The sequence below is a fragment of the Coprococcus intestinalis genome, from assembly GCF_023656595.1.
In the GTDB taxonomy this organism is placed as follows: domain Bacteria; phylum Bacillota; class Clostridia; order Lachnospirales; family Lachnospiraceae; genus Coprococcus_A; species Coprococcus_A intestinihominis.
The window spans coordinates 1-26,040 of sequence record NZ_JAMOKJ010000028.1 but is presented as its reverse complement, the minus strand read 5'-3'; the positions used below and the strand labels follow the sequence as shown (position 1 = coordinate 26,040).

The 26,040-nt window shown below is 44.3% G+C and carries 23 protein-coding genes and 3 tRNA genes; all 26 read left to right on the top strand.

Annotated elements, in window-relative coordinates; genetic code table 11:
* On the top strand, positions 1 to 643 hold a 643-nt coding region (locus NBH03_RS15045; RefSeq protein ID WP_250800048.1), incomplete at its 5' end, for an ABC transporter permease.
* Positions 644 to 751: 108 nt separating this feature from the next.
* Positions 752 to 2,344, top strand: coding sequence for an ABC transporter substrate-binding protein (locus tag NBH03_RS15040; protein WP_250800047.1), 1,593 nt, complete (start codon positions 752 to 754; stop codon positions 2,342 to 2,344).
* A 75-nt stretch (positions 2,345 to 2,419) separates the two neighbouring features.
* The gene (locus tag NBH03_RS15035) at positions 2,420 to 3,364 is read left to right on the top strand and encodes an ABC transporter permease (protein WP_250800046.1); all 945 of its coding nucleotides are present in this window, start codon (positions 2,420 to 2,422) and stop codon (positions 3,362 to 3,364) included.
* A gap of 11 nt (positions 3,365 to 3,375) precedes the next feature.
* Positions 3,376 to 4,173 carry an ABC transporter permease gene (locus NBH03_RS15030; protein ID WP_250800045.1) on the top strand — a complete coding sequence of 266 codons (798 nt, stop codon included), beginning with the start codon at positions 3,376 to 3,378 and terminating at the stop codon, positions 4,171 to 4,173.
* 9 nt (positions 4,174 to 4,182) lie between these two features.
* Positions 4,183 to 5,943, top strand: a complete 1,761-nt coding sequence (locus NBH03_RS15025; RefSeq protein ID WP_250800044.1) for an ABC transporter ATP-binding protein — start codon at positions 4,183 to 4,185, stop codon at positions 5,941 to 5,943.
* Entirely contained in the window at positions 5,915 to 6,658 is a 744-nt protein-coding gene (gene truA, locus NBH03_RS15020; protein ID WP_227083010.1) for a tRNA pseudouridine(38-40) synthase TruA, read from the top strand. Before NBH03_RS15025 ends, truA begins: the two co-directional genes overlap by 29 nt.
* Positions 6,659 to 6,904: 246 nt before the next feature.
* A tRNA-Gln gene (locus NBH03_RS15015) sits at positions 6,905 to 6,977 on the top strand.
* Between the two features lie 77 nt (positions 6,978 to 7,054).
* A complete protein-coding gene (locus NBH03_RS15010; protein WP_250800043.1) occupies positions 7,055 to 7,759 on the top strand; it encodes an acyl-[acyl-carrier-protein] thioesterase in 705 nt (234 codons plus the stop codon).
* A gap of 15 nt (positions 7,760 to 7,774) precedes the next feature.
* The gene (locus NBH03_RS15005; RefSeq protein WP_250800042.1) at positions 7,775 to 8,608 is read left to right on the top strand and encodes a CvfB family protein; all 834 of its coding nucleotides are present in this window, start codon (positions 7,775 to 7,777) and stop codon (positions 8,606 to 8,608) included.
* Positions 8,609 to 8,743: 135 nt separating this feature from the next.
* On the top strand, positions 8,744 to 10,711 hold the full coding sequence (locus NBH03_RS15000) for a C40 family peptidase (protein ID WP_250800041.1): 1,968 nt from the start codon (positions 8,744 to 8,746) through the stop codon (positions 10,709 to 10,711).
* A 680-nt stretch (positions 10,712 to 11,391) separates the two neighbouring features.
* The gene (gene hpf, locus NBH03_RS14995) at positions 11,392 to 11,919 is read left to right on the top strand and encodes a ribosome hibernation-promoting factor, HPF/YfiA family (protein WP_015513940.1); all 528 of its coding nucleotides are present in this window, start codon (positions 11,392 to 11,394) and stop codon (positions 11,917 to 11,919) included.
* 340 nt (positions 11,920 to 12,259) lie between these two features.
* Positions 12,260 to 14,863: a preprotein translocase subunit SecA gene (gene secA / locus NBH03_RS14990; RefSeq protein WP_250800040.1), complete on the top strand. Its 2,604-nt coding sequence runs from the start codon at positions 12,260 to 12,262 to the stop codon at positions 14,861 to 14,863.
* Between the two features lie 85 nt (positions 14,864 to 14,948).
* Positions 14,949 to 16,077 (top strand): peptide chain release factor 2 gene (gene prfB, locus NBH03_RS14985; RefSeq protein ID WP_117528405.1). Its coding sequence is split into 2 segments (ribosomal slippage): positions 14,949 to 15,023 and positions 15,025 to 16,077, totalling 1,128 coding nucleotides; the frame shifts between segments, so codons are not numbered across the junction.
* Positions 16,078 to 16,161: 84 nt separating this feature from the next.
* Positions 16,162 to 16,605, top strand: coding sequence for an ACT domain-containing protein (locus NBH03_RS14980; RefSeq protein WP_015513943.1), 444 nt, complete (start codon positions 16,162 to 16,164; stop codon positions 16,603 to 16,605).
* A 33-nt stretch (positions 16,606 to 16,638) separates the two neighbouring features.
* Positions 16,639 to 17,844 carry a homoserine dehydrogenase gene (locus NBH03_RS14975; protein WP_250800049.1) on the top strand — a complete coding sequence of 402 codons (1,206 nt, stop codon included), beginning with the start codon at positions 16,639 to 16,641 and terminating at the stop codon, positions 17,842 to 17,844.
* A gap of 250 nt (positions 17,845 to 18,094) precedes the next feature.
* Positions 18,095 to 20,236: a Tex family protein gene (locus NBH03_RS14970; RefSeq protein ID WP_250800039.1), complete on the top strand. Its 2,142-nt coding sequence runs from the start codon at positions 18,095 to 18,097 to the stop codon at positions 20,234 to 20,236.
* A gap of 34 nt (positions 20,237 to 20,270) precedes the next feature.
* Positions 20,271 to 20,771, top strand: a complete 501-nt coding sequence (locus NBH03_RS14965) for a YcxB family protein (RefSeq protein ID WP_250800038.1) — start codon at positions 20,271 to 20,273, stop codon at positions 20,769 to 20,771.
* 18 nt (positions 20,772 to 20,789) lie between these two features.
* The gene (tsaE, locus tag NBH03_RS14960) at positions 20,790 to 21,227 is read left to right on the top strand and encodes a tRNA (adenosine(37)-N6)-threonylcarbamoyltransferase complex ATPase subunit type 1 TsaE (protein WP_250800037.1); all 438 of its coding nucleotides are present in this window, start codon (positions 20,790 to 20,792) and stop codon (positions 21,225 to 21,227) included.
* On the top strand, positions 21,224 to 21,937 hold the full coding sequence (tsaB, locus tag NBH03_RS14955; RefSeq protein ID WP_117541572.1) for a tRNA (adenosine(37)-N6)-threonylcarbamoyltransferase complex dimerization subunit type 1 TsaB: 714 nt from the start codon (positions 21,224 to 21,226) through the stop codon (positions 21,935 to 21,937). The genes tsaE and tsaB overlap by 4 nt, the downstream gene beginning before the upstream one ends.
* Complete coding sequence (rimI, locus tag NBH03_RS14950) at positions 21,934 to 22,386, top strand: ribosomal protein S18-alanine N-acetyltransferase (RefSeq protein ID WP_250800036.1); 453 nt, start codon at positions 21,934 to 21,936, stop codon at positions 22,384 to 22,386. The genes tsaB and rimI overlap by 4 nt, the downstream gene beginning before the upstream one ends.
* A gap of 56 nt (positions 22,387 to 22,442) precedes the next feature.
* The gene (locus tag NBH03_RS14945) at positions 22,443 to 22,685 is read left to right on the top strand and encodes a hypothetical protein (RefSeq protein WP_015513948.1); all 243 of its coding nucleotides are present in this window, start codon (positions 22,443 to 22,445) and stop codon (positions 22,683 to 22,685) included.
* 99 nt (positions 22,686 to 22,784) lie between these two features.
* Positions 22,785 to 23,699, top strand: a complete 915-nt coding sequence (locus NBH03_RS14940) for a ribonuclease Z (RefSeq protein WP_215690076.1) — start codon at positions 22,785 to 22,787, stop codon at positions 23,697 to 23,699.
* 2 nt (positions 23,700 to 23,701) lie between these two features.
* Positions 23,702 to 24,730, top strand: coding sequence for a tRNA (adenosine(37)-N6)-threonylcarbamoyltransferase complex transferase subunit TsaD (tsaD, locus tag NBH03_RS14935; RefSeq protein WP_250800035.1), 1,029 nt, complete (start codon positions 23,702 to 23,704; stop codon positions 24,728 to 24,730).
* Positions 24,727 to 25,437: a 2-C-methyl-D-erythritol 4-phosphate cytidylyltransferase gene (ispD, locus tag NBH03_RS14930; RefSeq protein WP_250800034.1), complete on the top strand. Its 711-nt coding sequence runs from the start codon at positions 24,727 to 24,729 to the stop codon at positions 25,435 to 25,437. The genes tsaD and ispD overlap by 4 nt, the downstream gene beginning before the upstream one ends.
* A 199-nt stretch (positions 25,438 to 25,636) precedes the next feature.
* Positions 25,637 to 25,722 (top strand) — tRNA-Ser (locus NBH03_RS14925).
* Between the two features lie 50 nt (positions 25,723 to 25,772).
* Positions 25,773 to 25,861: transfer RNA gene (locus NBH03_RS14920), tRNA-Ser, on the top strand.
* Positions 25,862 to 26,040: the final 179 nt, after the last annotated feature.

Sequence of the window (26,040 nt, the reverse complement as noted above, 5' to 3'; positions counted from 1 at the left end):
GGAAGTTACGGTGGGACATATTGCGGAGAATTATCTCATGAGTTATGTGTATATGTCACCGGCATTATATGAGACAACATTCGGTGAGACGCCGAAATGGAATAAGATAGAAGCTTTCATTCCGGGACTGACCAGTGAAAATTCCGAATCCTATTCGGCAAAATTGCTGGCATTGAATGCAGTATCAGGAACATCCACCACTGATTATGTCCGAAGCAAGTTTGAGGAAGTGCTGAACAGTCTGAACATTGTGACGCTGATTTTGATGACTGCCGCCGGTATGCTGGCATTTATCGTATTGTACAATCTGAATAATATCAATATTACAGAACGACGCAGGGAACTGGCAACGATTAAAGTGCTTGGATTTTATGATCTGGAAGTGGCAGAATATGTATACAGAGAGAATATACTGCTGACGATTATTGGTGCCCTTGTGGGGGCGGTATTCGGCAAGTATCTGCATGCGTATATTATTACTTCCGTCGAGACAGAGGTGCTCATGTTTATCCGTCGTGCGGACTTTTCGAGCTATATTTATGCGATTATTATTACATTCGGCTTCTCGATTTTTGTCAACTGGCTGATGTACTACCGACTGAAAAAAATAGACATGGTTGAATCTTTGAAATCGGTTGAATAACTGTCAATTTCAATAAAAAATACTTGCTTTTTATATCTGAAATGGTATAATGTGATAGACAATTTAATAATGGGAGAAATATTACAGAAAAAAGAGGTTTAAACGATTATGAAAAAGAAATCTGTCACAAAGATTCTTTTAAGTGTAATGGTGCTTTTGGTATCTGTTGCATTCTGCGCATGCGGAAGCAATAAGAGTACAGAGTCTTCTGAAACTGGTAATAGTTCTTCAGAAAAGACAACTGAATCAGCAGCAGATGGCACACAGTCTGACGCAGCCAATTCAGATACTTCCTGTTTCACAGTAGGTCTGTCACAGGAAATCAGCAGTCTTGACCCGCACGAAGATACGGATGCAGGAACTCGCAGTGTCTTATTTAACGTTTTTGAAGGTTTGGTAAAACCTACTACAGATGGTGATGTCACTCCGGCAGTGGCAAGTGATTACACAATCTCTGATGATGCAAAGACATATACTTTCACATTACGAGATGGAATTACTTTCCAGGATGGCAACCCTGTAACAGTCGAAGATATTAAATATTCATTAGAGAGAAGTGCGGAAATGGACGGCGAGTCTTCCGCACTTTCTGCTATTTCAGCGATCAATATTGTGGATGACAAGACCATTGAACTGACATTGTCAGAAGCAAATTCAGAGTTTATCTACAACCTGTCTGTTGCAATCCTTGAACAGGCTAACGATGCGAATCAGGCAACCAATCCAATCGGTACAGGTCCTTTCAAGATCACGAACTTTGCAGAAGGTCAGTATCTTGAGATGGAGAGATATGATGGTTACTGGAACAAAGAACTTGACTGCATCCAGCATGCCAAGTTCAAATTCATTGCAGATGCTCAGTCCGCTTTTGTGGAACTTCAGGGCGGTACCATTGATATGCTTCAGTATCTGACCAATGATCAGGTAGCGGCACTTGGAACTGAGAATTACAATATTGTAGAGTCTACAATGATGCTGGTTCACGGCCTTTTCCTGAATAACGCTTATGAGCCACTGAAGGATGTTCGTGTCAGACAGGCACTGAACTATGCAGTTGACAGAGATGCCATCAATGAATTCCTGTTCGGCGGAAAGAGCAAGATGATCCAGACACATGGTTATCCGACTATCACAGCATGGTACAATGCAGATACAGAAGGCACTTATACATATGATGTAGATAAAGCCAAAGAACTCCTTGCTGAAGCAGGTTATGCAGATGGTTTTGATCTTGAGATCACTGTACCTAGCAGTTATACACAGCATGTTCAGACTGCAGAGATCATTGCAGAACAGCTGGCAGCTGTAGGCGTGAATGTAACTATCAACCAGGTTGAATGGAGTTCATGGTTATCAGATGTTTACCAGGGCAGAGATTATCAGTCTACAGTCATCGGCTTTGACATCAGCTCTCTTTCTCCGGCTACATGGTATAAGAGATATTACACTGATTCCAGCAGTGACTTTACAAACTTCAGCGATGCATCATATGATGAAGCATACGGTAAAGCACTGGCAACTATTGATCATGATGAGAAGCATCAGCTGTATGGTGAACTTCAGCAGATTCTTACAGATCAGGCAGCATCTGTATTTATCGAAGATCCGGCTGACTTTATTGCAGTCAGCAACAAGTATACAGGTTACCAGAGCTATCCGGTTTCCGCAATTGACCTTTCACTTGTCAAACCGGTTCAGTAATCTGAATCATCAATAGAAATTAAATAGAGCACATCGATCAGGTTTCTATAAGCGGAACCTGTCGCGGAGGTCATAATGAAATATTTTATAAAAAAAATCATTACTCTCATTATAACATTGTTATTTATTTCACTTCTGACCTTTACCGCTTTTAGTGTCATACCGGGAGATGCCGCCGTTTCCAAACTGGGAGTGGATGCATCTCCCGAAGCTATTGCAAGGGTCAGAGCAGAGTATGAGTTGGATCAGCCTGTTTTGACCCGCTATGTGCATTGGCTTGGTAAGGCATTACATGGCGATTTTGGTCAATCATACAAATACGATACGATGACAGTGACACAGCTTCTGCAGTCCCGACTGCCGGTCACAATTCTGCTGGCTGTGATGTCGTTTATCATTATCATTGTTGTGTCACTGCCTCTGGGCATGCTGTCAGCACGCTATGCCGGCAAATGGCTGGATGTAGTGATCAATCAGGTGACGCAGATCACAATGGCGATTCCGTCTTTCTTTCTGGGAATTATCCTGACGGTTATTTTCGGTCTGGTGCTTAAGGTGTTTCAGCCCGGAGGTTATGTCAGTATGCAGGAGGACCTGAAAGGATGCATAGAGTACCTGATTCTTCCGGCTGTTGCGGTAGCGCTTCCAAAGATTGCGATGGTTGTGAAGTATCTTCGAAATTCCGTATTAAGCGAAATGAAGAAAGATTATGTCAGAACGGCTTACAGCAAAGGCAATTCCGTCAATCAGGTTTTATATGGCCATGTTCTTCGTAATGCGTTGATACCTGTTATTACGTTTGTAGCGATGGTTGCAGCAGAAATTCTTGCCGGAAGTCTTGTCATTGAGCAGGTTTTCAGCATTCCGGGTATGGGGCGTCTGATGATCACATCGATATCAACCCGTGATTATCCGGTTGTTCAGGCAGCGGTATTATATATTACATCCATTGTTGTGATCATCAATTTTCTTGTGGATATTTTATACCAGCTGGTAGACCCGAGAGTACGGACAGCGTAGGAGAGTAGAAGATGAAAAAACATAATTACAGTCTGATTTTCGGTCTGATCCTGACAGGCATTATCCTCGTCATAACGATTATCGGCCAGTTCTGGACGCCGTATGATATTACAGGCATGAACAGCATGGCCAGGAATCAGGCACCAAGCCTGATGCATATTATGGGAACAGATAACTTCGGAAGAGATGTTTTCAGCCGTGTCATGAATGGCTGCGGCACGACATTTTTTGTGGCATTGTCCACAGTTGTCATTGGATGTTTTTTTGGCGTTATCATCGGTGCACTCACCGGATTTTACGGGGGTCTTCTGGATGAGATTGTTATGCGAATCAATGATGTTTTATTATCATTCCCGAGCGTCCTGCTTGTTTTGATCTTTATCAGTTTTATCGGAACCGGCAAGTACAAGATCATCGTGGCCTTGGGTGTGATGTTTATCCCGAGTTTTGCGCGAATTGTGCGAAGCGAAGTGATACGATACAAGTCCCAGGAATTTGTCCGCAGTGCCCAGGTGATGGGAGCGGGCAGTCTGAGAATTATATTTGTACATATTTTGCCGAATACCGTTGTAAGCATGCTGACAGCAGCGGCGATCGGTTTTAACAATGCTGTTCTGGCGGAGGCAAGTATGAGTTATCTCGGACTGGGTGTTCAGCCGCCGGATCCAAGTCTCGGACGTATGCTTTCGGGGGCACAGGCCTATATATTTACAGCACCGTGGTATGCCATTTGGCCGGGTGTTGTCATTGTTCTTATTATTCTCGGCTTCAGTCAGATTAGTGAAGGGCTGAGGGCCATCAGCGATTAGGAGGAACCTATGGATAAGGAATTATTAAAAATCGAGAATTTGACCATTGGTTTTCCAACAAAGAGTGGCATACACACAGTTGTGGATCATGTCAATCTTGAGGTGGGAAAAGGAGAAATCGTCGGAATCGTTGGTGAATCCGGTTCCGGTAAGTCCATGACATCTCTTGCAGTGATGGGACTGCTTAGTGAAGAAGCGCAGGTATCTGAGGGCTCCATTCAGCTGAATGGTCAGGAACTTTTGGGCATGAGCCGTGAGGAGCGCCGCAAGATCCAGGGCAAGAATATGTCGATGGTCTTTCAGGAACCGATGACATCTCTGAATCCGGTCATGAAGATTGGTACTCAGGTGGGAGAAAGCCTGAAACTGCATACAGATTTAGATAAAGAAGCGATTCGCGGACGTGTGATCGAAGCACTGGCCAGTGTCGGCCTCAGAAATCCGGAATTACTGGTGGATCAGTATCCTCATGAAATTTCCGGCGGTATGCGTCAGCGTGTGATGATTGCCATGGCGATTATCAACCATCCGGATCTGATCATTGCGGATGAACCGACGACGGCCCTTGACGTAACTGTACAGGCTCAGATTCTGAATCTGTTGAAGAAAATCCACAGAGATATGGGCAGTTCTATTCTGTTTATTTCCCATGACTTAAACGTCATCAAGGAAGTCTGTCAGAAGGTGGTTGTCATGTACAAAGGGGTGATCGTAGAGCGCGGGGATGCCAAAGAGGTACTGAAGCATCCAAAGCATGAGTATACCCGCAAGCTTGTAGCGTCTATGCCGGATCAGGTACGGAAATCCCAGAATACAAAGAAGTTGCTGGAAGTTCAGGATTTGAATGTTTATTATAAAGAGAATAAGAAGCTGTTTTCAAGTAAGGATAAACGCAAGCATATTATCCATGGTATGAGTTTTGATCTTTATGAGGGTGAGATTCTCGGCGTTGTAGGTGAAAGCGGCTGTGGTAAGTCCACATTGGCGAAGACCATTGTCGGACTGAATAGAGAGTATGACGGTAAGCTTGAGATGGATCATCTGAAACCGCAGATGGTCTTTCAGGATCCTTTTAGTTCCCTGAATCCTGCCAGAAAGATTGGTTGGATCCTTGAGGAACCACTGAAGCTGAAAGGCATTAAGGATAAGAAACAGCGTAAAGAGTTGGTGAATCAGATGCTGACAGAGATCGGCTTGGATCCATCTTTTGCGAATCGTTATGCCAGGGAGCTTTCAGGCGGTCAGAGACAGAGAATCAGTATCGGCCTGTCGCTGATGCGCGGGGAAAAATTGATCATCGCTGATGAGCCGGTATCCGCCCTTGATGTTACGGTTCAGTCACAGATTCTCAGGTTGCTTCTGAAGTTACATGATGAGAAGAATCTGACGTATATGTTTATTTCCCACGATTTGAATGTTGTGCATCATATGTGTCACAGAGTGATCGTGATGTATCTTGGAAGAATTGTGGAGATGGCAGATGTGGATGAACTTTATGATCATCCATGTCATCCGTATACAAGAATGCTGTTTGACAGTATTCTGACAGATGAAGAGAAAGAAACGACAGATAGCGTCACAGTGAATGAAATATTACCGGAAACAGTGGATGGAGACGGCGGATGTCCGTTTTACGGCCGCTGTCGCTATGCAGGTGAGAATTGCCTGAGGGAGGTGCCGACATTGACAGATATCGGTACACCGGGGCATCCGCACCTTGTGAGATGTGAAAGGATAGCATATGGAGAGAAATATACGGCTGCTGATTGAATATGATGGCAGCAGATATGATGGATGGCAGCGCCTTGGCAAAGGTCATGGCGTGACCATCCAGGGAAAACTGGAAGATGTTCTCAGCAAGATGACAGGAGAACAGGTAGAATTGATCGGAGCAGGAAGAACAGATGCCGGCGTCCATGCTTATGAGCAGGTGGCGAATTTCCATACCAACAGCAATATGAAATGCTGGGAGATGAAGTATTATCTGAATCGATATCTTCCCGGGGATATTGCGGTCAATCGTGTGGACGATGTGCCAGAACGTTTCCACAGCAGGTACAATGCAAAAGCTAAGAAATATCTCTATCGTATTGCCATTGGCGATGTTCCCTGTGTTTTTGACAGAAAGTATACCTGGTACTGTTTCGATAAGCTGGATGTGACTGCAATGAAAAAGGCGGCAGCCCTTCTTGTTGGAGAACATGATTTCAAAGCTTTCTGTTCCAACAAGCGTACAAACAAATCCACTGTTCGTGAGATTTATGATATTGATATTTATGCTGATACGAGAGAACTGCAGATTACAGTTTATGGCAATGGTTTCTTATATAATATGGTAAGAATCATTGTGGGCACCCTAATTGAAGTCGGAAAAGGAGAGCGCCGGCCGGAAGAAATGACAGCTATTTTAGAGAGCAGGGACAGAACAAAAGCCGGAGCAACTGCGGCGGCACAGGGATTGTTCCTTCAGGAAGTGGAATACTGATTATACGGACATCATTGCAAACTGTCTTTAGTATATAGAAAAACATCAAAGAGCCCCTGCCATGAATGGGGCTCTTTGATGTCCTTATGATGCGGAGATTTTATCTGGATGGAATATCTGCCACCCCTCCCGGCAGACGGTGAAATTTGGTATTTTGTAGATATAAATAAAAAAGTTTAAAAAATTTAAAAAAAGTGCTTGACGTTTTTGATTTCCTGTTATATAATTCTTTTTGTCAAGAGACATTGGGCTATCGCCAAATTGGCAAGGCACAGGATTCTGACTCCTGCATTTGAAGGTTCGAGTCCTTCTAGCCCAGCTATTAGGTCAGACATCTTGCTGAGGCAAGATGTCTGTTTTTTTTATCCTGCGACAGGCAGAGAGAGGAGACGGAGGATGTATACACATGATCGAAGAGTTACTTATAGTGAGATTTCCATGAAAGGTTTTGCAGATATTGCTCAGATTGCAGAATACTTTCAGGATTGCAGCGTTTTCCAGTCGGAAGTGCTTGGCATGGGGCTTACCTACATGAATGAGCATCATCTGGCCTGGCTGCTGGCTTCATGGCAGATTGATGTGGACACATATCCGGAGATGGGATGCAAAGTCAGTGTCAGCACATGGCCATACAAATTCGATGCAGCTTTCGGTTACAGAAACTTTATGCTTCAGGACGAGAACGGCAGACGTCTCGCTGTTGCCAATTCGCAGTGGATACTTGTGGATATGGAAAACGGACACGTTGTAAGAATCGCACCGGAGATTGCGGCACATTATCCTATGGAAGAGAAAGCGGACATGTCGTATGCACCGCGTAAGATTGCTTTCAGAGAAGAAAAGGAAAGGCTGGAACCGATCAGTGTTCCAAAAGCGTTTATTGACACGAATCAACACATGAATAATGCACAGTATATAAGAACGGCATTGGAATTTGTACCGGAGGATTTTCATATTCGCCAGGTACGTGTAGAATATAAGAAAGCGGCAGTATTGCATGACCAGTTGTATCCTTTTATATATAAGGATGATCAAATCATCAAGATTCTGCTTGGAGATGCAGAAGGTCAGGCCTACGCGGTTGTTGAGTTCAAAAGATAGATAGGGGAGGAAAAAATGATCGAATTAGGAAAGAAACAGATTTTAACAATCAAGCGTGTGAAAACATTTGGTGTATATCTTGGCTGTGAAGGTGAAGAGCAGGCTGTCTTATTACCGTCCAAATATGTGCCGGAAGGCAGCCAGATCGGTGATGAGATTGAAGTATTTATTTATCGTGATTCTCAGGACAGATTGGTGGCCACAACATTGGAGCCAAAGCTGAAACTGGGAGAAACAGCGATACTGGAAGTCAAAGAGGTGGGCAAGATTGGTGCATTTCTGGACTGGGGATTGGAAAAGGATCTTTTTCTGCCTTTTAAAGAGCAGACATGGCGTCCGGAGAGCGGTCAGAGCTGCCTGGTGGCACTTTATATAGATAAGAGCCGCCGTCTCTGTGCAACGATGAAGGTTTATGAATATCTGCGAACAGACAGTGATTATCAGAAAAATGATTACGTTGAGGGGATTGTTTATCAGATCAATGAACATTATGGTGCTTTTGTTGCCGTAGACGGCACGTATCATGGCATGATCCCATCAAAGGGTGTTCATGGCCGTATGAAAGTCGGAGATCGGGTACATGCCAGAGTTGTTAAAGTCAGAGAAGACGGCAAGATGGAACTGACGATGTCAGAGACAGTCAGTGTGCAGATGGACAAGGACGGAGAGAAGATCCTCAGACTGCTGGACAGCTATGACGGTGTATTGCCTTTTACAGAAAAAGCCAGTCCGGAAGTTATTGAGCGTGAGCTCGGAATCAGTAAAGCAGCCTTCAAACGTGCTGTGGGACGACTGCTGAAACAGCAGAAGATCATGATTCAGGGTGGAAAAATCAGACGGATAGGTTGACAAAAAAGCGTATCATTGGTATAATCTTTTTGTAACAATAATGTAACAACTTACAATTGTTTATTAATATCTTGTAATTGCATTTACATAATTATGGGATAGGAACAAAGTAAAAGATAGAAAAGGGGTATACCGATGGTGAATCATAGATATAAGAGAGCTGTGTTAGGTATTACCACAGCTCTTGTTGTTTCTGCATGTACAGTGCCGGCGATGGCAGCACCGATTACGATCAATACAGATCAGAGTATATCTGTTGTCAGCACCGACAGTACCTATGTAGGAGGCCTGGATCTGGAAGCAAGGATTATTACAACTGTCGAACAGGATCAGCGTTCTCCGTATGCGAAGAAGGGTATCGCTGTTGCTGATGATTATCTGAAGATCCATACAGAACCGAATGGCGATGCAGATGTTGTGGGTAAGCTTTATTCCGGCTCGGGCTGTGAGATTGAGGAAGTCAAAGACGGATGGGCACATATTACATCCGGTGATTGTGATGGCTATGTGGAAGCAAAGTATTTGCTCACAGGGACAGATGCGGAAGCCTATGCAGAAGAACATAAAGTTTCTGAACTGGTTGCAAAGTCACAGAGTGAGCAGATGTATATGTACGAAGAACCTTCAGCTGATGCCAAGATTGTGACAACTGTTTTGTGGGATCAGGAGCTGACAGTGCTCGGAGCATCAGACGATGGCCAGTGGGTACAGGTTAAGGTTGGTGATAACACAGGTTACATTCCGGCAGATTCAGTTGTTCTGGATGTGAAATACGAAGAGGCTGTTTCTGTTGATGAAGAGCAGACGAAGAAGGAATCTGAGACGGCAGAGACAGAAGCAGAGACAAAGGCTGCTGAAACTGAAGCGTCCGAAACTGAAGCTGAAACTGAGAAAGAGACAGAAGCAGAGACAAAGGCTGCTGAAACTGAAACAGCAGAAACAAAAGCCACAGAGACAGAGAAAACTCAGCAGGATAAAGAATCCTCTGCTTCTTATACAGATGTGAATGAAACGGTATGGGCAACTTATTCCGTATCTATCCGTTCAGCAGCATCGACAGATGCAGATAAACTGGATGTACTGGTAGGAAGCTACAGCATTACACGTACAGGCGTTGGCGACAACGGTTGGAGCAAGGTGGATTACAATGGTCAGACAGGCTACATCAAGAGCGAGTACCTGACAACAACGAAACCGGCTGCAGCATTAGACAGTACACAGCAGACAACTGAGAAAAAGCAGGAAACGAAAGAAACTGTTTATGCAACAGCAGGTGTGAATATCCGTGCCAAGGCATCAGCAGATGCGGATGTTATCGGTACACTGATCGCAGGCTACAGCATAACACGTACATCAGACAGCAATGGCTGGAGTAAGGTGGATTACAATGGTCAGACAGGTTACATTAAGAGCGATTATCTGACAACAACAAAGCCTCAGGTAACTGAGAGCAATCAGACATCTTCTTCATCCAATACTTCCTCTTCTAAGAGTGATATTGAAGAAGTGAAAGAAACCGTTTATGCAACAGCAGGTGTGAATATCCGTGCCAAAGCATCAGCAGATGCGGATAAGATCGGTACACTTGCAGCAGGCGGCAGCATTACACGAACAGGCAAGACAAGCAGCGGCTGGAGCCGTGTTGATTATAACGGTCAGACAGGTTACATCAAGAGTGATTATCTGACGACGACCAAGCCAACTGTAACAAGCAATACAACTGCTTCATCTACTTCATCCAGCTCTTCACTGGGCCAGCAGATTGCAGACTTCGCTGTACAGTATGTCGGTTATCCATATGTCTATGGCGGCAACAGCCTGACAAATGGTGTTGACTGTTCAGGATTTACACAGCAGGTTTACCTGCATTTCGGTTATTCCATTCCGAGACGTGCAAGTATTCAGGCAACTGTTGGCACATCTGTAGCCATCAGTGATCTTCAGCCTGGTGACCTTGTATTCTATGGTGACAGCGAAGGCGTCGGCCATGTTGTTATTTATATCGGTAATGGCAAGGTTGTTCATGCAAGTACACCATCAAAGGGAATTATCATTTCCGATCTGTACTACAGAACACCAATGTGTGCAAAACGTATTATCTAATCAATATACGAAAGAAAAACTGTATGTTTGCAGAGTATTCTGCGGGCATGCAGTTTTTCTTTTTCTTTCCTTTGATCGGTTTTTCAACAATCATTCGACAAAGGACAACGCTATGTGAATAGATGGAAAAATAGCAATTGTTTTATGGAAAACTTTCGATGAAATTCTGATTGTTTCGGGAGTGAAACAATTTAAAAATGTCTAATTGTGAGAATTGCACAATAATTGTGCCAAAACATGTCGAAGTTGCCCGATAGAGGATGAGGACAAGTGAAAAGTTATCACCAGGTTATCCACAGGCAAAAATACTGAAAAGGCGCTATTTTTGAGTTATACACAGAGTTATCCACTTTATCCACAGGTTTGTGGATAAAAAAATGGTGGATATCTTGAGCACTTATGCAAATATATGTTTTGTATAAAACGTAAAAAGTGTCGAATTGAGGAAAAAAAACGCGAAAATACTTGACTTTTGTATTGACAAATAATAATAAAAATGGCACAGAAAATTCTAAATAAAATACGTCCAATAGTCTAAAAATACATTTATTTTTTGAAAATTTAATGAATTGACTTGAAAAAAACGGTATATATGGTATAATAATGCTATAGTTTTACAAGTTGTAAGACAGAAAGACCCTGATTCATTTCAGTGGAATATAGATGAAGGAGATGGTTATATGCGTTATATCATCAGCGGCCGCAATATCACAGTTACAGAAGGATTGAAGGAAGCCATTTACGACAAGTTAGGCAAGCTTGAGAAGTACTTTACACCTGAGACAGAGATTATTGTTACGTTAAGCGTTGAGAAGCAGCGTCAGAAGATTGAAGTAACAGTTCCTGTGAAAGGACATACAATCCGTGCAGAACAGTCCAGTGATAATATGTATGTATCCATAGATCTGGTGGAAGAGATTATCGTCCGTCAGTTGAGAAAGTATAAGACAAGAATTGCGAACCAGCAGAACAGCAGAAAGAACTTCCAACCGGCGTATCTTGAGATGGAGACAGATGGTGATGAGGAAGTGAAGATCGTCAGAACGAAGAAGTTTGCGATCAAGCCATTGGATCCTGAAGAAGCATGTGTTGAGATGGAACTGCTCGGACATTCATTCTTTGTATTCCGCAATGCACAGACCAATGAAGTCAATGTTGTTTATAAGAGAAAAGGCAACACATACGGCCTGATCGAACCGGAGAACTAAATCCGTGTTGAATATTGAGTATAAGCATACTATGGGGAATAAATAGTGTGCGGTTGTATATAATCGGCAAAAGCCTCAAAAGGAGTTGTTCAAATTACAGGTGATGGCAGTGCGAACATGCCTGTATTGAACAACTTCTTTTGAGGTTTTTTTGTGTCTATCTGGGAACCAAACGGGGGTTCTTATCGGGGATGCGGAAGTTTTTACGCTTTTTTTATTTGCAAATGGCAGTATATAGTGTTAGAATAAATTCGTTATAGACACGTTTCGGGTGCGCCGGACAGGAAGAAACACAGTATATATGAGGGCGCACAATTCAGTGATTTTAGGAGAGAACTATATGGGAATTTTCAGCAAGATTATGGGTACACACAGTGAGCGAGAACTGAAGAGAGTATATCCAATCGTTGATAAAATTGAAGCCATGGGTCCTGCTATGGAGAAGTTGTCTGATGAAGAGCTGAGAGCGAAGACAGATGAGTTTAAGAAGCGTCTGTCTGAAGGAGAGACATTGGATGATCTCCTTGTGGAAGCTTATGCAGTTGTCAGAGAAGCAGCAACCCGTGTACTTGGCATGCGCCATTACAGAGTTCAGCTGATCGGCGGTGTGATCCTGCATCAGGGTCGTATCGCTGAGATGAAGACTGGTGAAGGTAAGACATTGGTATCTACATTGCCGGCCTATTTGAATGCACTTGAGGGCAAGGGTGTTCACATTGTTACAGTCAATGACTACCTGGCCAACCGAGATGCAGAGTGGATGGGTGAAGTTCATCGTTTCCTTGGATTGAGCGTTGGCGTCATTTTGAACAGTATGAATCCGGACGAGCGTCGTGCGGCTTATCAGTGCGATATTACTTATGCGACGAACAATGAACTTGGCTTTGATTATCTGCGTGACAATATGGCAGTTTATGAGAAGCAGCTGGTACAGCGTGAATTGAATTATGCGATCATCGATGAGGTGGACTCCGTATTGATCGATGAAGCCAGAACACCGCTGATCATTTCAGGTCAGAGCGGAAAGTCAACGGCACTTTACAACACCTGTGATTATCTGGCCAAACGTATGACAAAGGGTGAGCGTAAGGGCGAGATCAACAAGATGACAGTCATGATGGGTGAAGAAGTTGAAGAGACCGGTGATTTCATTGTCAATGAAAAAGAGAAACATGTTGTTCTGACAGAACAGGGTGTCAAGAAGGTAGAGGAGTATTTTCATCTGAACAATCTGGCTGATGCTGATAACCTTGAGATCCAGCATGTTATGACATTGGCTCTTCGCGCCAATTATCTGATGTTCCGTGATAAGAACTATGTGGTTAAGGATGGCGAAGTACTGATCGTCGATGAATTTACAGGTCGTATTATGCCGGGCCGTCGCTATTCAGATGGTCTCCATCAGGCGATTGAAGCAAAAGAAGGTGTAGAAGTTAAGAGAGAGAGCCGCACGCTGGCAACGATCACACTGCAGAACTTCTTTAATAAATACAACAAGACAGCCGGCATGACCGGTACTGCCCTGACAGAAGAGGAAGAGTTCCGTGAGATCTATGGTCTGGATGTTATCGAGATCCCGCCAAACAAGAAAGTTATCCGTGTGGATCATGATGATCTGGTATTTGGTACCCACAGAGAGAAAATCAATGCCATTGTTGAAGAGATTATTGAGACCCATCAGAAGGGACAGCCTGTTCTGGTTGGTACAATCACCATCGAAGGCTCTGAAGAAATCAGTAACCGTCTGAGAAAAGAGGGGATTCCGCATACCGTTCTGAATGCGAAGTTCCATGAGAAGGAAGCGGAGATTGTTGCACATGCCGGTGAAAGAGGTGCGGTGACCATCGCCACGAATATGGCCGGTCGTGGTACCGATATCAAGCTTGGGGATGGTGTGGCTGAACTGGGCGGTCTGAAGATTATCGGTACAGAGCGTCATGAATCAAGACGAATTGATAATCAGCTTCGAGGCCGTGCCGGACGACAGGGAGATCCGGGTGATACAAGATTTTTCATTTCCCTTGAAGATGATCTGATGCGTCTGTTTGGTTCTGACAAGATGATGAAGGTATTCAATGCACTGTCTCATGAAGATGGTATGGCGATTGAACACAAGATGCTTTCCAATGCTGTTGAGAAGGCACAGAAGAAGATCGAGTCCAACAACTTTGCTATTCGTAAGAACCTGTTGGAATATGACCAGGTTAACAATGAGCAGCGAGAATTGATCTATGAAGAGCGCCGCCGTGTCTTGAAGGGCGAGAGCATGCATGATGAGATTGTCCGTATGATTGGCGATGTTGTTAAAGCGGAGATCAATGATGTTATTGATGAAGGTCAGACACCGGCAGAATGGAATCTTCTGCTGCTGAACCGTACATTGCTTCCAATCGCACCGATTAAGCCACTGTCCATGAACAAGGATGATTATAAAGGCTATACGACAGAACGTCTGATTGATGAAGTGACAGAACAGGTCAAGGAACTGTATGCAAAGAAGGAACAGGAGATAACAGAGGAGACGGGCTCTGCAGAGACATTCCGCGAAGTAGAGCGTGTATTCCTGCTGAAAGTCATTGACAATAAGTGGATGAGCCATATTGATGATATGGATCAGTTACGTCAGAGTATTTCTCTGCAGGCATATGCACAGAAGGACCCTGTTGTAGAATACCGTTATGCGGGTATTGAGATGTTTGAAGAGATGATTGCTGCGATTTCCAAAGATATCGTGATGATCATGCTGCACATCCGCAAGAAACCTGAAGTGGAGCGCAAACAGGAAGTGAAGGTAACAGGAACGAACAAGGATGATTCCGGTCCAAAGAAACCTGTTCAGAGAAAGAACAAGAAAGTTCAGCCGAATGATCCTTGCCCATGCGGCAAGTGCTATCCGGATGGACGCCCGATTAAGTATAAGAACTGTTGCGGACGCAATCAGTAATAAATTGAAATCGTGCCTGCTTTGCAGACACGATTTCGCACCAGAACCTGCAAACAGGTTCTGATTATAGAAAGAGGTGATTTTGGTGGTCGAATTCGATCAGATTAAATTCGCTCTGAACGGCTATGCCGTACCATTAAAAGAAGTGGGGGATTCACTTTGACCTGGCTGGCAAGAAGTCAAGGATCGAAGAATTAGAGCGTATGATGGAGGAACCGGGTTTTTGGGACAATGCCGATAAAGCCAATAACTCCATGAAAGAATTAAAGAATTTAAAAGACACAGTTGAAGAATATCATCGATTGGAGACAGCATGGGAAGATGTGGAAACACTTCTTGAGATGGGCTATGAAGAGAATGATGCATCCCTGATTCCGGAAGTACAGGAAGCCATGGCAGATTTTGAGAAACGTTTTGAACATCTCAGAATTAAAACACTGCTTTCGGAAGAGTATGATGGAGACAATGCCATCGTCACACTGCATGCCGGAGCCGGTGGTACAGAAGCCTGCGACTGGGTCAGCATGTTGTTCCGCATGTATACAAGATGGGCTGAGAAGCATGGCTTTACAACCACCGTGCTGGATTATCTGGATGGTGAAGAGGCCGGTATCAAGTCTGTAACAGTGGAAATTGCGGGAGAGAATGCCTATGGGTATATGAAGAGTGAGAAGGGAATTCACCGTCTTGTCCGTATTTCACCATTTAATGCGGCGGGTAAACGACAGACATCCTTCGCGTCCTGCGATGTTATGCCGGATATCGAGGAAGATCTTGATATTGAGATCAATGAGGATGATCTGCGAATTGATACGTACCGTTCCAGCGGTGCCGGTGGTCAGCATATCAACAAGACGTCATCGGCCATCCGTATTACGCATTTGCCGACGAATATTGTTGTGCAATGTCAGAATGAAAGATCTCAGCATATGAATAAGGATAAAGCCATGCAGATGCTGAAAGCCAAACTGTATTTGCTGAAACAGCAGGAGAATCAGGAGAAGCTTTCAGGTATCCGCGGTGAGGTTAAGGATAATGCCTGGGGCAGCCAGATCCGTTCATATGTGATGCAGCCATATAAGCTGGTCAAGGACCATCGTACAGGTGCCGAGAGCAGCAATGTAGATGCGGTCATGGATGGAGATATTGATCTTTTTATCAATGCCTACCTGAAATGGAACAATCTTTTAAAAAATCAGCCGCAGGAACAATAAAACAGTTGCAATGGGGAATAATTTGTGCTACTATCGTTCTAGTAAAAACAAGTGTATTTCCTATGCGAACAAAAGGTGGATTTTATGGATAAAAGTGGCAAATATTACATTGTAAAGGAACGGGCATTGCCTGAAGTTTTACTGAAGGTTGTGGAGGCAAAGCGTCTGATCGATTCCGAGAAGGCGATGACTGTACAGGAAGCAACAGATGCCACGGGTATCAGCAGAAGTTCTTTTTATAAGTACAAAGATGATATCATTCCTTTTCATGAGAATGTTCATGGGCGGACCATTACGCTCAGCATACAGCTGGATGATGAGCCGGGACTACTGTCAGGGATATTGGGGAAGATCGCAGATTACAGAGCCAATATACTGACGATTCATCAGGCAATCCCCATCAATGGTGTTGCGTCATTGACATTGAGTATCGACGTTTTGCCGACAACAGGAGATTTTTCTGCACTTGTGGAGAGACTGAATGCAATGAAGGGCATTCACGACATAAAAATACTCGGAAGAGAATAGACAGAGCACGAAGTCTGAGTGCAGGAGGAGATTATTGTGAATATAGCTGTTTTAGGATATGGGACAGTCGGTTCAGGTGTTGTAGAGGTTCTGACAACGAACCGTGAGACAATTACAAAGCGTGCAGGTGAAGCCATTGATGTGAAATATGTTTTGGATCTGAGAGATTTTCCGGGAGATCCGATCCAGGAGAAGATTGTACATGATTATCAGGTGATCCTGGATGATCCGGAGATCAAGATTATTGTCGAAGTCATGGGGGGCGTTGAACCGGCTTACACTTTTGTCAAGAAGGCTTTACAGGCAGGAAAGAGTGTATCAACTTCCAACAAGGAACTGGTAGCGAAGCATGGCGCAGAATTACTGGCACTTGCCAATGAGAAGAATGTTAACTTCCTTTTTGAGGCCAGTGTCGGCGGTGGTATTCCGATTATCCGTCCTCTGAATCAGTCTCTGACAGCAGATGAGATTGATGAGATTACAGGTATTCTGAATGGGACAACGAATTATATGCTGACCAAGATGGATACGGCAGGTGCAGATTATGATACTGTACTGAAGGAAGCGCAGGACAGGGGCTATGCAGAACGACATCCGGAAGCAGATGTGGAAGGCTATGATGCCTGCCGTAAGATTGCAATATTAACTTCTCTTGCTTATGGTATGCAGGTGGATTATGAGGATATTCATACAGAAGGCATCACGCATATTACGGAGACAGACTTTAAGTATGCCAAGGCTATGAACATGGGCATTAAGCTGCTTGGCACAAGCCGCAGAGAAGAAGGCGGTCTGTTTGCACTTGTGGCACCGATGATGATCGCCCATGATCATCCGCTTTATAGTGTGAATGATGTATTTAATGCAATCCTTGTAAAGGGTAATGCCCTGGGAGATGTTATGTTCTATGGTAAGGGTGCAGGCAAGTTGCCGACAGCAAGCGCAGTTGTTTCTGATGTGGTGGATGAAGTCAAGCATATGGGAACCCATATCATGACGATCTGGCAGCCACAGAAACTGCATCTGGTTGAATATACATTGTACAAGAGCAGATTTTTTGTTCGTGCGAAGAATGGCACAGAAGATAAAGCGAGAGCCTTATTTGGGGACATTGCCATCTGCCATGCCGAAGGTGTGGATGGTGAGTATGGCTTTGTAACAGAACCAATGACAGTGGGCGGTTTTGAAGAGAAGAAATCACAGCTTGGTGGCTTTATCGCTCGTATTTTCATGAACTAGTACATCGTTTCGTAAATAACTACACCAATCGCGCAGGATGCGGATTCGAGTGTGCAGGTAAAAAACGCAGGCGTAGCGGGCTACGCCGAGGCTTTTCTACCTGCACACTCGGATTCGCAGGCAAGTGAATGGTGTAGTTATTTCGAAAACGATGTACTAGCATATATAGAATAAAAGTGATCGGGGCTGCGGCAAGAATAGGATAATTTTGCTGCAGCCCTGTTGTATTCAATGAATAAAGGAGAAAAGTATGATAGATATTGAAGCAAAACTGAGCAGCGAACTGGGTGTTGAAAAATGGCAGGTGACAGCTGCAGTACAGTTAATTGATGAGGATAATACCATTCCTTTTATTGCCCGCTACCGAAAGGAAAAGACAGGGGCATTAAACGATGAAGTGCTGAGAAAGCTTTATGAACGGCTGATCTATCTGAGAAATCTTGAAGATAAGAAGCAGCAGGTCATTGCGACCATCCGTGATCAGGGGAAGATGACAGACGCTTTGCTGAAACAGATCGAGGAAGCTCAGACACAGGTGGTTGTGGATGATTTATACCGGCCATATCGTCCAAAGCGCCGCACAAGGGCCATGATTGCTAAGGAAAAAGGCCTTGAAAAGCTGGCCGTAGCGGTGATGGCACAGAATCTCGGACATCCGGTTGAAGAAGAAGCTGCCGACTATGTGTCAGAGGAAAAAGGTGTGGCAGATGTTAAGGAAGCTTTAGAGGGCGCTTCGGATATTTTGGCAGAGAGTATCGCGGATACAGCGGCTTATCGTATGTGGATCCGACAGCAGTTTGAAAAAGAGGGACGTCTTGTATCTGAAGCAAAGGATGACAAAGAAAAATCTGTCTATGAAATGTATTATCATTTTGCTGAACCGGTATCCAAAATTGCGGGACACAGAGTGCTGGCGATCAACCGTGCAGAGAAAGAGAAGATGGTCAATGTAACGATTGAAGTGCCGGAAGAGAAGCTGATTGGCTGGCTGAAAAGACAGGTTGTTCATCAGAATAATCCTTATACAACAGAAATGATGGAAGCGGCAGCAGAGGATAGTTATCGCCGTCTGATCGCACCAGCGGTGGAACGTGAAGTAAGGAATGCCCTGACCGAAAAAGCAGAAGAAGGCGCTATGACTGTTTTTGGCAAGAATCTGAAGCAGCTGCTGATGCAGCCGCCAATCAAAGGGCAGACGGTTCTTGGCTGGGATCCGGCTTTCAGAACAGGATGTAAGCTGGCAGTTGTGGACCCGACAGGCAAGGTGCTGGATACGGTTGTTATTTATCCGACAGAGCCGCAGAAGAAAATTGATCAGGCGAAGGAAGTTCTTCGAAAACTTGTCAGGAAATATGGTATTACGCTGATTTCCCTTGGAAACGGGACGGCGTCAAGAGAATCAGAACAGGTCATAGTAGATTTTCTGAAGGAAATACCTGAGAAAGTGGCTTATGTGATCGTCAGCGAGGCAGGCGCCAGTGTTTATTCAGCCAGCAAATTGGCGACAGAAGAATTCCCTAATTTTGATGTTGGTCAGCGAAGTGCGGCATCTATTGCCAGAAGACTTCAGGATCCTCTGGCTGAACTGGTTAAGATTGATCCGAAGGCCATTGGTGTCGGTCAGTATCAGCATGATATGAATCAGAAGAAACTGTCCGAAGTTTTATCCGGTACCGTTGAAGACTGTGTCAATAAAGTCGGGGTGGATCTGAATACGGCCTCTGCGTCTCTTCTTGAGTATATTTCCGGCATCAGCAAGACTGTGGCAAAGAATATCGTGGCATATCGTGAAGAAAACGGACGTTTTGACAACAGAAAACAACTTTTAAAGGTGCCAAAACTGGGACCGAAAGCCTATGAGCAGTGTGCAGGTTTCCTTCGTATCAGCGATGGCAGTCAGCCTCTTGATAATACGGGCGTTCACCCGGAATCCTATGAGGCAGTCGAGAAATTACTGTCTGAATTGGGCGTGGAACCGGATAAGCTGCGTGAAGGCAGCCTTCCAATTCGAATTGAAGATTATGAGAAGATGGCGGCAAAATTATCCATCGGAGAAATCACCCTGCATGATATTGTTCATGAATTGAGAAGACCGGGAAGGGATCCTCGAGAAGATATGCCGAAGCCGGTACTCCGTACGGATGTCCTGGAAATGAAAGACCTGAAGCCGGGGATGATTTTAAAAGGAACCGTCAGAAACGTGATTGACTTTGGTGTGTTTGTGGATATCGGTGTTCATCAGGATGGTCTGGTGCATATTTCACAGCTGACAAATAAGAAATTTGTCCGCCACCCGATGGAAATAGTCAGTGTCGGTGACGTGGTGGAAGTCAAAGTTATGTCTGTGGATCTTGCAAAAAAACGTATTCAGTTGACAATGATTCTTGATTGATGATACTATTATAGATTAGATACAAGGAGGCAAAATGGACGAGATTAAATTTAAAATTGCATTAAAAGTAAATGATTTGTACTATTTTATGATGTATCATTATTACAGCAAGCCTGCAGGTATCATAGGGCTGGTGCTCAGTATTGGTTCGCTTGTGCTGCTGATCACCCGATGGAATGTGACGGATGCGACGGCTAAGATGCTCTACTTTATTATTGCGCTGCTGTTTACGGTCATCAATCCGCTGATGCTTTTGACAAAGGCAAAGGCACAGATTCAGCGGAACAAATCTCTGGGCGGCGGACTGGAATATATTTTATCCGATGAACATCTTTCAGTATGTCTCGGTGAAGAACGGGCAGATGTTGGCTGGGATCAGATCATCAGAGTCAAAGATAATGGCCGTGAACTACTGGTCTATATGACAGCAGCCCGGGCTTATATCTGGCCCAAGGATCAGTTGGGCGAACAGTATGCACGTGTTGCAGCATGTTTAAAACAGCATATTGATACAGGAAAACTCAAATTAAAATAATAATAAGAGAGTCAGCGTATGAAGATAGAAACATTTAATGCGGAAGAAACATATAAAATAGGTGAACAGATGGGCAGGGAGGCCAAGGCGGGGGATGTTCTCTGTCTGTTAGGCGATCTTGGTGTCGGCAAGACTGTTTTCACCCAGGGCTTTGCGGCCGGACTGGGCATTACAGAACCGGTCAGCAGTCCGACATTTACTATTGTGCAGACATATGACGAGGGACGGATACCGTTTTATCATTTTGATGTTTACCGGATCGGTGACGTTGAAGAGATGGAGGAGATCGGATTTGATGAATATATTTTTGGTGAGGGCGTCTGCCTGATCGAGTGGGCCAATCTGATCGAAGAAATTCTGCCGCCTCATTATCAGACAGTGAGAATAGAAAAGGTATTGGAAAAAGGATTTGATTATCGGATGATAACAATCGAGGCGGAAGGAGAATTACAGTGAAGATATTAGTATTGGAGAGCTCCGGATTAGTGGCTTCCGTGGCAGTTGTGACAGAAGAGAAGCTGATCGGGGAATATACAACAAACTTTAAGAAGACACACTCGCAGACTTTGCTGCCAATGATGGATACGCTGCTGAAAATGATCGGGATTCCGGTACAGGAGATGGATGCTATTGCCGTTTCAGGAGGTCCGGGGTCTTTTACGGGATTAAGAATCGGTTCGGCAACAGCCAAGGGCCTTGGACTGGCGTTAAGTATTCCGATTATCAGTGTACCAACAGTAGATGCCATTGCATATAATCTTTGCGGAACAGATGCAGTTGTGTGCCCGTTGATGGATGCCAGAAGAAACCAGACTTATACGGGGCTATATACATTTGATGGAGATCAGATGAAGTGCATCTCCGGACAGAAAGCAGTGATGCTTGGGGAAATTATAGATGAGATTAATCAGCTGGGACGCAAAGTGATCTTTCTTGGAGACGGTGTACCGGTATTCAAACCATATATTGAGGAACATATTCAGGTTCCGCACAGCTATGCGCCGATCCATTTGAGTCAGCAGAGAGCAGGTGCCCTTGGTGCACTGGCCCTTCAGTATTATCATGAAGGCAAATACGAGTCTGCAGCAGAACATCAGCCGGATTATCTCAGACTTTCACAGGCTGAAAGAGAACTTGCAGCCAAAAAAGGGCAGGAAAAAGCATGATGATAAGAAAGATGCAGTTGGATGATCTGCCTCAGGTGGCGGCCATTGAGCAAAGCCTTTTTGGTGATGCGTGGTCGGAAAAAGCTTTTCAGGATACGCTTGAGCAGGAAGAGGCTGATTTTATCGTTGCTGTGAATGCACAGAACGAGATTATCGGTTACTGCGGTGCTTACAGGGCGCTGGATGAAGCGGAAATTGTCAATGTGGCTATCAAAAAGGATCATCAGAATCACGGATATGGTGCTGAAATGGTGCAGGCCCTGATTGGAGAGGAAAAGAAAAACGGTGTTGTTTCCTTTATCCTTGAGATGCGGCCAAGCAATCTATCGGCGCATCGTTGCTACCAAAAACTGGGATTTAGAACCATTGGTATCCGCAGGGATTTTTATGATTGCCCGAAGGAAAATGCATTGGTTATGAAGATGGAAAGTATTGCCGGTGACGAATAAGACGTATTTTTGTATAATGGACCTTGTCGAAATGTGAAAGGTTAGGAGAGGACTCTATGAAAAAATACGATGAGATAAGTAAAAAAGAAGTATATATCTGTAATTGCTGCGGACAGATGATTGCGTCGGTTGATGAATGTGACAGGGCAGCGTTTCTGGATGTCAGCAAAGCATGGGGATACTTTTCAAAGTGGGATGGCTGTATTCATCGTTTCCAGCTCTGTGAGAATTGCTATGGGAAGATGATTCAGACATGGTGCTATCTGCCGGATGAGGAAGAACAGACGGAATGGATATAACAGATAGAAAATATGTCTGTAAAACGGATGAAAATTTTGCACCGGGACGCACGGGTAAGTCTTGAAAACAGGAGCACGGCAAATAGAAAGAGGAATAATATGCTGGATTTATGTTTACTTGGAACAGGAGGCATGATGCCGCTGCCGTACAGGTGGCTGACATCATTGATGCTGCGGTATAACGGCAGCAGTTTATTAATTGACTGCGGTGAGGGAACTCAGATCGCTATTCGTGAAAAGGGGTGGAGTTTCAGACCGCTGGATATTATCTGCATTACGCATTTTCATGGAGATCATATCAGTGGTCTTCCTGGCATTTTACTTGCGATGAGCAATTCAGATAGAACGGAACCGCTGACAATGATCGGACCGAAGGGACTTGAACGGGTTGTCAAGGCGCTTAGGGTGATCGCACCGGAACTGCCTTTTGAAATCAAATTTATAGAATTGACAGAACCGCAGCAGCAGATCAGACTGCACGGTTATGTGATAGATGCTTTCAAAGTGAATCATCGTGTTGCCTGTTATGGGTATAGTATCTCTATTGAACGTGCGGGTATGTTTGATGTGGAGAAGGCCAGACAGAATGAAGTGCCGATACCGCTTTGGAGCAAATTGCAGAAGGGTGAAACGATCCGGACGGAGGACGGCAGAATTTATCAGCCGGAGATGGTTCTGGGACCGGCACGCAAAGGGCTGAAAGTAACGTATACGACGGATACCCGCCCGACAGACAGTATTGTCAGAAATGCCCGAGGTTCAGACCTTTTTATCTGTGAAGGCATGTATGGCGAAAAAGGGGATGTCAATAATGCGGTCAAATATAAGCATATGACATTTGAAGAAGCCGGCAGACTGGCAAAACAGGCGGGAGTGAAGGAACTCTGGCTTACGCATTACAGTCCGGCTTTGAACAGACCGGAGCAGTATATTGAAGATGTACGTCAGATTTTCCAGAATGCTTATCCGGGCAAAGATAAGAAATCACTGGAATTGAATTTTGAGGAGTCATAAAAATGGATAAAGACGTTTTAATTTTGGCGATTGAAAGCTCATGTGATGAAACAGCGGCTGCAGTTGTAAAAAACGGCCGTGATGTGTTGTCTAATATTATATATTCTCAGATTGAACTGCACAAATTATATGGTGGCGTCGTACCCGAAATCGCATCAAGAAAACATATCGAAAAAATCAATCCGGTTATCACGGCGGCACTGGATGAGGCCAATGTGACATTGGAGGATATTGATGCGATTGCGGTAACATACGGTCCGGGGCTGGTTGGTGCGCTGCTCGTAGGCGTAGCGGAAGCAAAGGCGATCAGTTATGCAGCGAATAAGCCGTTAGTGCCCGTGCATCATATTGAGGGACATATTTCGGCTAACTATATAGAGAACAAAGACCTTGAACCACCATTTTTGTGTATGGTGGTATCCGGTGGACATACGCATCTTGTTCTTGTCAAAGATTACGGACAGTATGAGATCGTAGGCAGAACCCATGATGATGCAGCCGGAGAAGCTTTTGATAAGGTTGCAAGAGCCATTGGCCTGGGGTATCCTGGCGGCCCGAAGGTGGATAAGCTGGCCAAAGAAGGCAACAGCGATGCCATTACATTCCCAAAGGCACATATTCAGGGGGCTCCGTTGGATTTCAGCTTCAGTGGTGTCAAATCAGCTGTTTTAAATTATCTGAATGAGTGTCATATGAAGAATATAGAAGTTAACAGAGCAGATGTGGCGGCTTCCTTCCAGAAAGCAATCGTAGACGTCATTGTAGAACATACAATGAAGGCAGCAAAGGAATATCATATTAAGAAAGTCGCACTTGCCGGAGGCGTAGCTTCCAATAGTGCACTTCGTGGTGCCATGGAAGAAGCATGCAGCAGACGAAATATTCAATTCTACAGACCGTCACCGTTATTATGTACAGACAATGCAGCTATGATCGGGGCGGCTGGCTATTATGATTATATGAACGGCAAACGTGCGGGGCTTGATCTGAATGCAGTGCCGAATCTGAAGATCGGAGAAAAAGCACAATGACGGCAGATGGAAAGAAAACAGCCGCTGTCGTTCTGGCAGCAGGCAGCGGAAAAAGAATGGGAACTTCCGTTCACAAACAGTATCTGCTGATTAAGGGTAAACCGGTTATTTATTATACGCTTCGGGCTTTTGAATTGTCTGAGGTGGATGAGATTATCCTTGTGACAGGTGCGGATGAAATAGACTATTGCAGCAGAGAAATTGTGGAGAAATACAATTTTCAGAAAGTCCGTGCGGTTATTGCAGGCGGCAAAGAACGTTATGATTCTGTTTATGAAGGATTAAAGGCATTGTCGGACTGTGATTATGTGCTGATTCATGATGGAGCCAGACCGCTTATATCAAGTGTGCTTATTAATGCGAATATCAGTTGTGTGCAGGAGAAGGAAGCCTGCATTACAGCTGTGCCTGCCAAAGACACCATCAAAGTAGTGGATAGCAAGGGCTATGTAGCCGATACCCCGGACCGTTCAAAACTGTGGCAGATACAGACACCACAGACATTTTCCTATGCCCTTGTATCAGAAGCATATCGAAAAAGAGCAGAAGCGGGGGATACCACCGTCACAGACGATGCCATGGTTGTTGAAAAATATGCCGACCATTCCATTTACCTGTTAAAAGGCGACTACCGCAATATCAAGATTACAACCCCTGAAGACCTGGTTATTGCAGAAGCCTTTTTAAACGGTGGAGACAACAGATAACGCATGCCTGTACGGGAATGTATATTGTCGTTCCGGCACTTTAAGATACTGCGGATGCTCGGAACATCCCATAAAATTTGAAGTGCCGTAATTGTTTAAATTTTTTTGAAAAAAAGTAAAATTAGTTGTTGACATTTGGCTTTTGAGATGATAATATATCTATTGTCGCGTGAGACCTTCCATGTAAGGATAACGCAATGGAGAGGTGTCCGAGTGGTTTAAGGAGCTGGTCTTGAAAACCAGTGACTCCGCAAGGGGCCGTGGGTTCGAATCCCACCTTCTCCGCTGTATCCACTGGGATACTAATTGAATATCGCTTGTTAGTCAGCTTATTTGGAGAAGTACCCAAGAGGCTGAAGGGGCTCCCCTGGAAAGGGAGTAGGTCGTTAATAGCGGCGCGAGGGTTCAAATCCCTCCTTCTCCGTTTGGTATTTCCAAAGGAGAATTGGTTGACTGAGTGAGAATGAACATTGACAGCTTAATAATAAAACAATCCCGAAAATTCCTAAAAAGAATTTTTAAGAACACAAACCAAAGTAAAACGGGAAGAGATAACAGCTAGCTGTGAATCTTAACCAAAATCAAACATGAGAGTTTGATCCT

What these genes read in the sequence shown, in the direction of transcription:
- ispD (WP_250800034.1), top strand. Translation starts at nt 24,727, where the DNA reads ATGACGGCAGATGGAAAGAAAACAGCCGCTGTCGTTCTGGCAGCAGGC.
- tsaD (WP_250800035.1), top strand. Translation starts at nt 23,702, where the DNA reads ATGGATAAAGACGTTTTAATTTTGGCGATTGAAAGCTCATGTGATGAA.
- rimI (WP_250800036.1), top strand. Translation starts at nt 21,934, where the DNA reads ATGATGATAAGAAAGATGCAGTTGGATGATCTGCCTCAGGTGGCGGCC.
- NBH03_RS14965 (WP_250800038.1), top strand. Translation starts at nt 20,271, where the DNA reads ATGGACGAGATTAAATTTAAAATTGCATTAAAAGTAAATGATTTGTAC.
- NBH03_RS15000 (WP_250800041.1), top strand. Translation starts at nt 8,744, where the DNA reads ATGGTGAATCATAGATATAAGAGAGCTGTGTTAGGTATTACCACAGCT.
- NBH03_RS14940 (WP_215690076.1), top strand. Translation starts at nt 22,785, where the DNA reads ATGCTGGATTTATGTTTACTTGGAACAGGAGGCATGATGCCGCTGCCG.
- secA (WP_250800040.1), top strand. Translation starts at nt 12,260, where the DNA reads ATGGGAATTTTCAGCAAGATTATGGGTACACACAGTGAGCGAGAACTG.
- NBH03_RS14980 (WP_015513943.1), top strand. Translation starts at nt 16,162, where the DNA reads ATGGATAAAAGTGGCAAATATTACATTGTAAAGGAACGGGCATTGCCT.
- tsaE (WP_250800037.1), top strand. Translation starts at nt 20,790, where the DNA reads ATGAAGATAGAAACATTTAATGCGGAAGAAACATATAAAATAGGTGAA.
- NBH03_RS14945 (WP_015513948.1), top strand. Translation starts at nt 22,443, where the DNA reads ATGAAAAAATACGATGAGATAAGTAAAAAAGAAGTATATATCTGTAAT.
- truA (WP_227083010.1), top strand. Translation starts at nt 5,915, where the DNA reads ATGGAGAGAAATATACGGCTGCTGATTGAATATGATGGCAGCAGATAT.
- hpf (WP_015513940.1), top strand. Translation starts at nt 11,392, where the DNA reads ATGCGTTATATCATCAGCGGCCGCAATATCACAGTTACAGAAGGATTG.
- NBH03_RS15035 (WP_250800046.1), top strand. Translation starts at nt 2,420, where the DNA reads ATGAAATATTTTATAAAAAAAATCATTACTCTCATTATAACATTGTTA.
- NBH03_RS15010 (WP_250800043.1), top strand. Translation starts at nt 7,055, where the DNA reads ATGTATACACATGATCGAAGAGTTACTTATAGTGAGATTTCCATGAAA.
- NBH03_RS15025 (WP_250800044.1), top strand. Translation starts at nt 4,183, where the DNA reads ATGGATAAGGAATTATTAAAAATCGAGAATTTGACCATTGGTTTTCCA.
- NBH03_RS15005 (WP_250800042.1), top strand. Translation starts at nt 7,775, where the DNA reads ATGATCGAATTAGGAAAGAAACAGATTTTAACAATCAAGCGTGTGAAA.
- NBH03_RS15040 (WP_250800047.1), top strand. Translation starts at nt 752, where the DNA reads ATGAAAAAGAAATCTGTCACAAAGATTCTTTTAAGTGTAATGGTGCTT.
- NBH03_RS14970 (WP_250800039.1), top strand. Translation starts at nt 18,095, where the DNA reads ATGATAGATATTGAAGCAAAACTGAGCAGCGAACTGGGTGTTGAAAAA.
- NBH03_RS15030 (WP_250800045.1), top strand. Translation starts at nt 3,376, where the DNA reads ATGAAAAAACATAATTACAGTCTGATTTTCGGTCTGATCCTGACAGGC.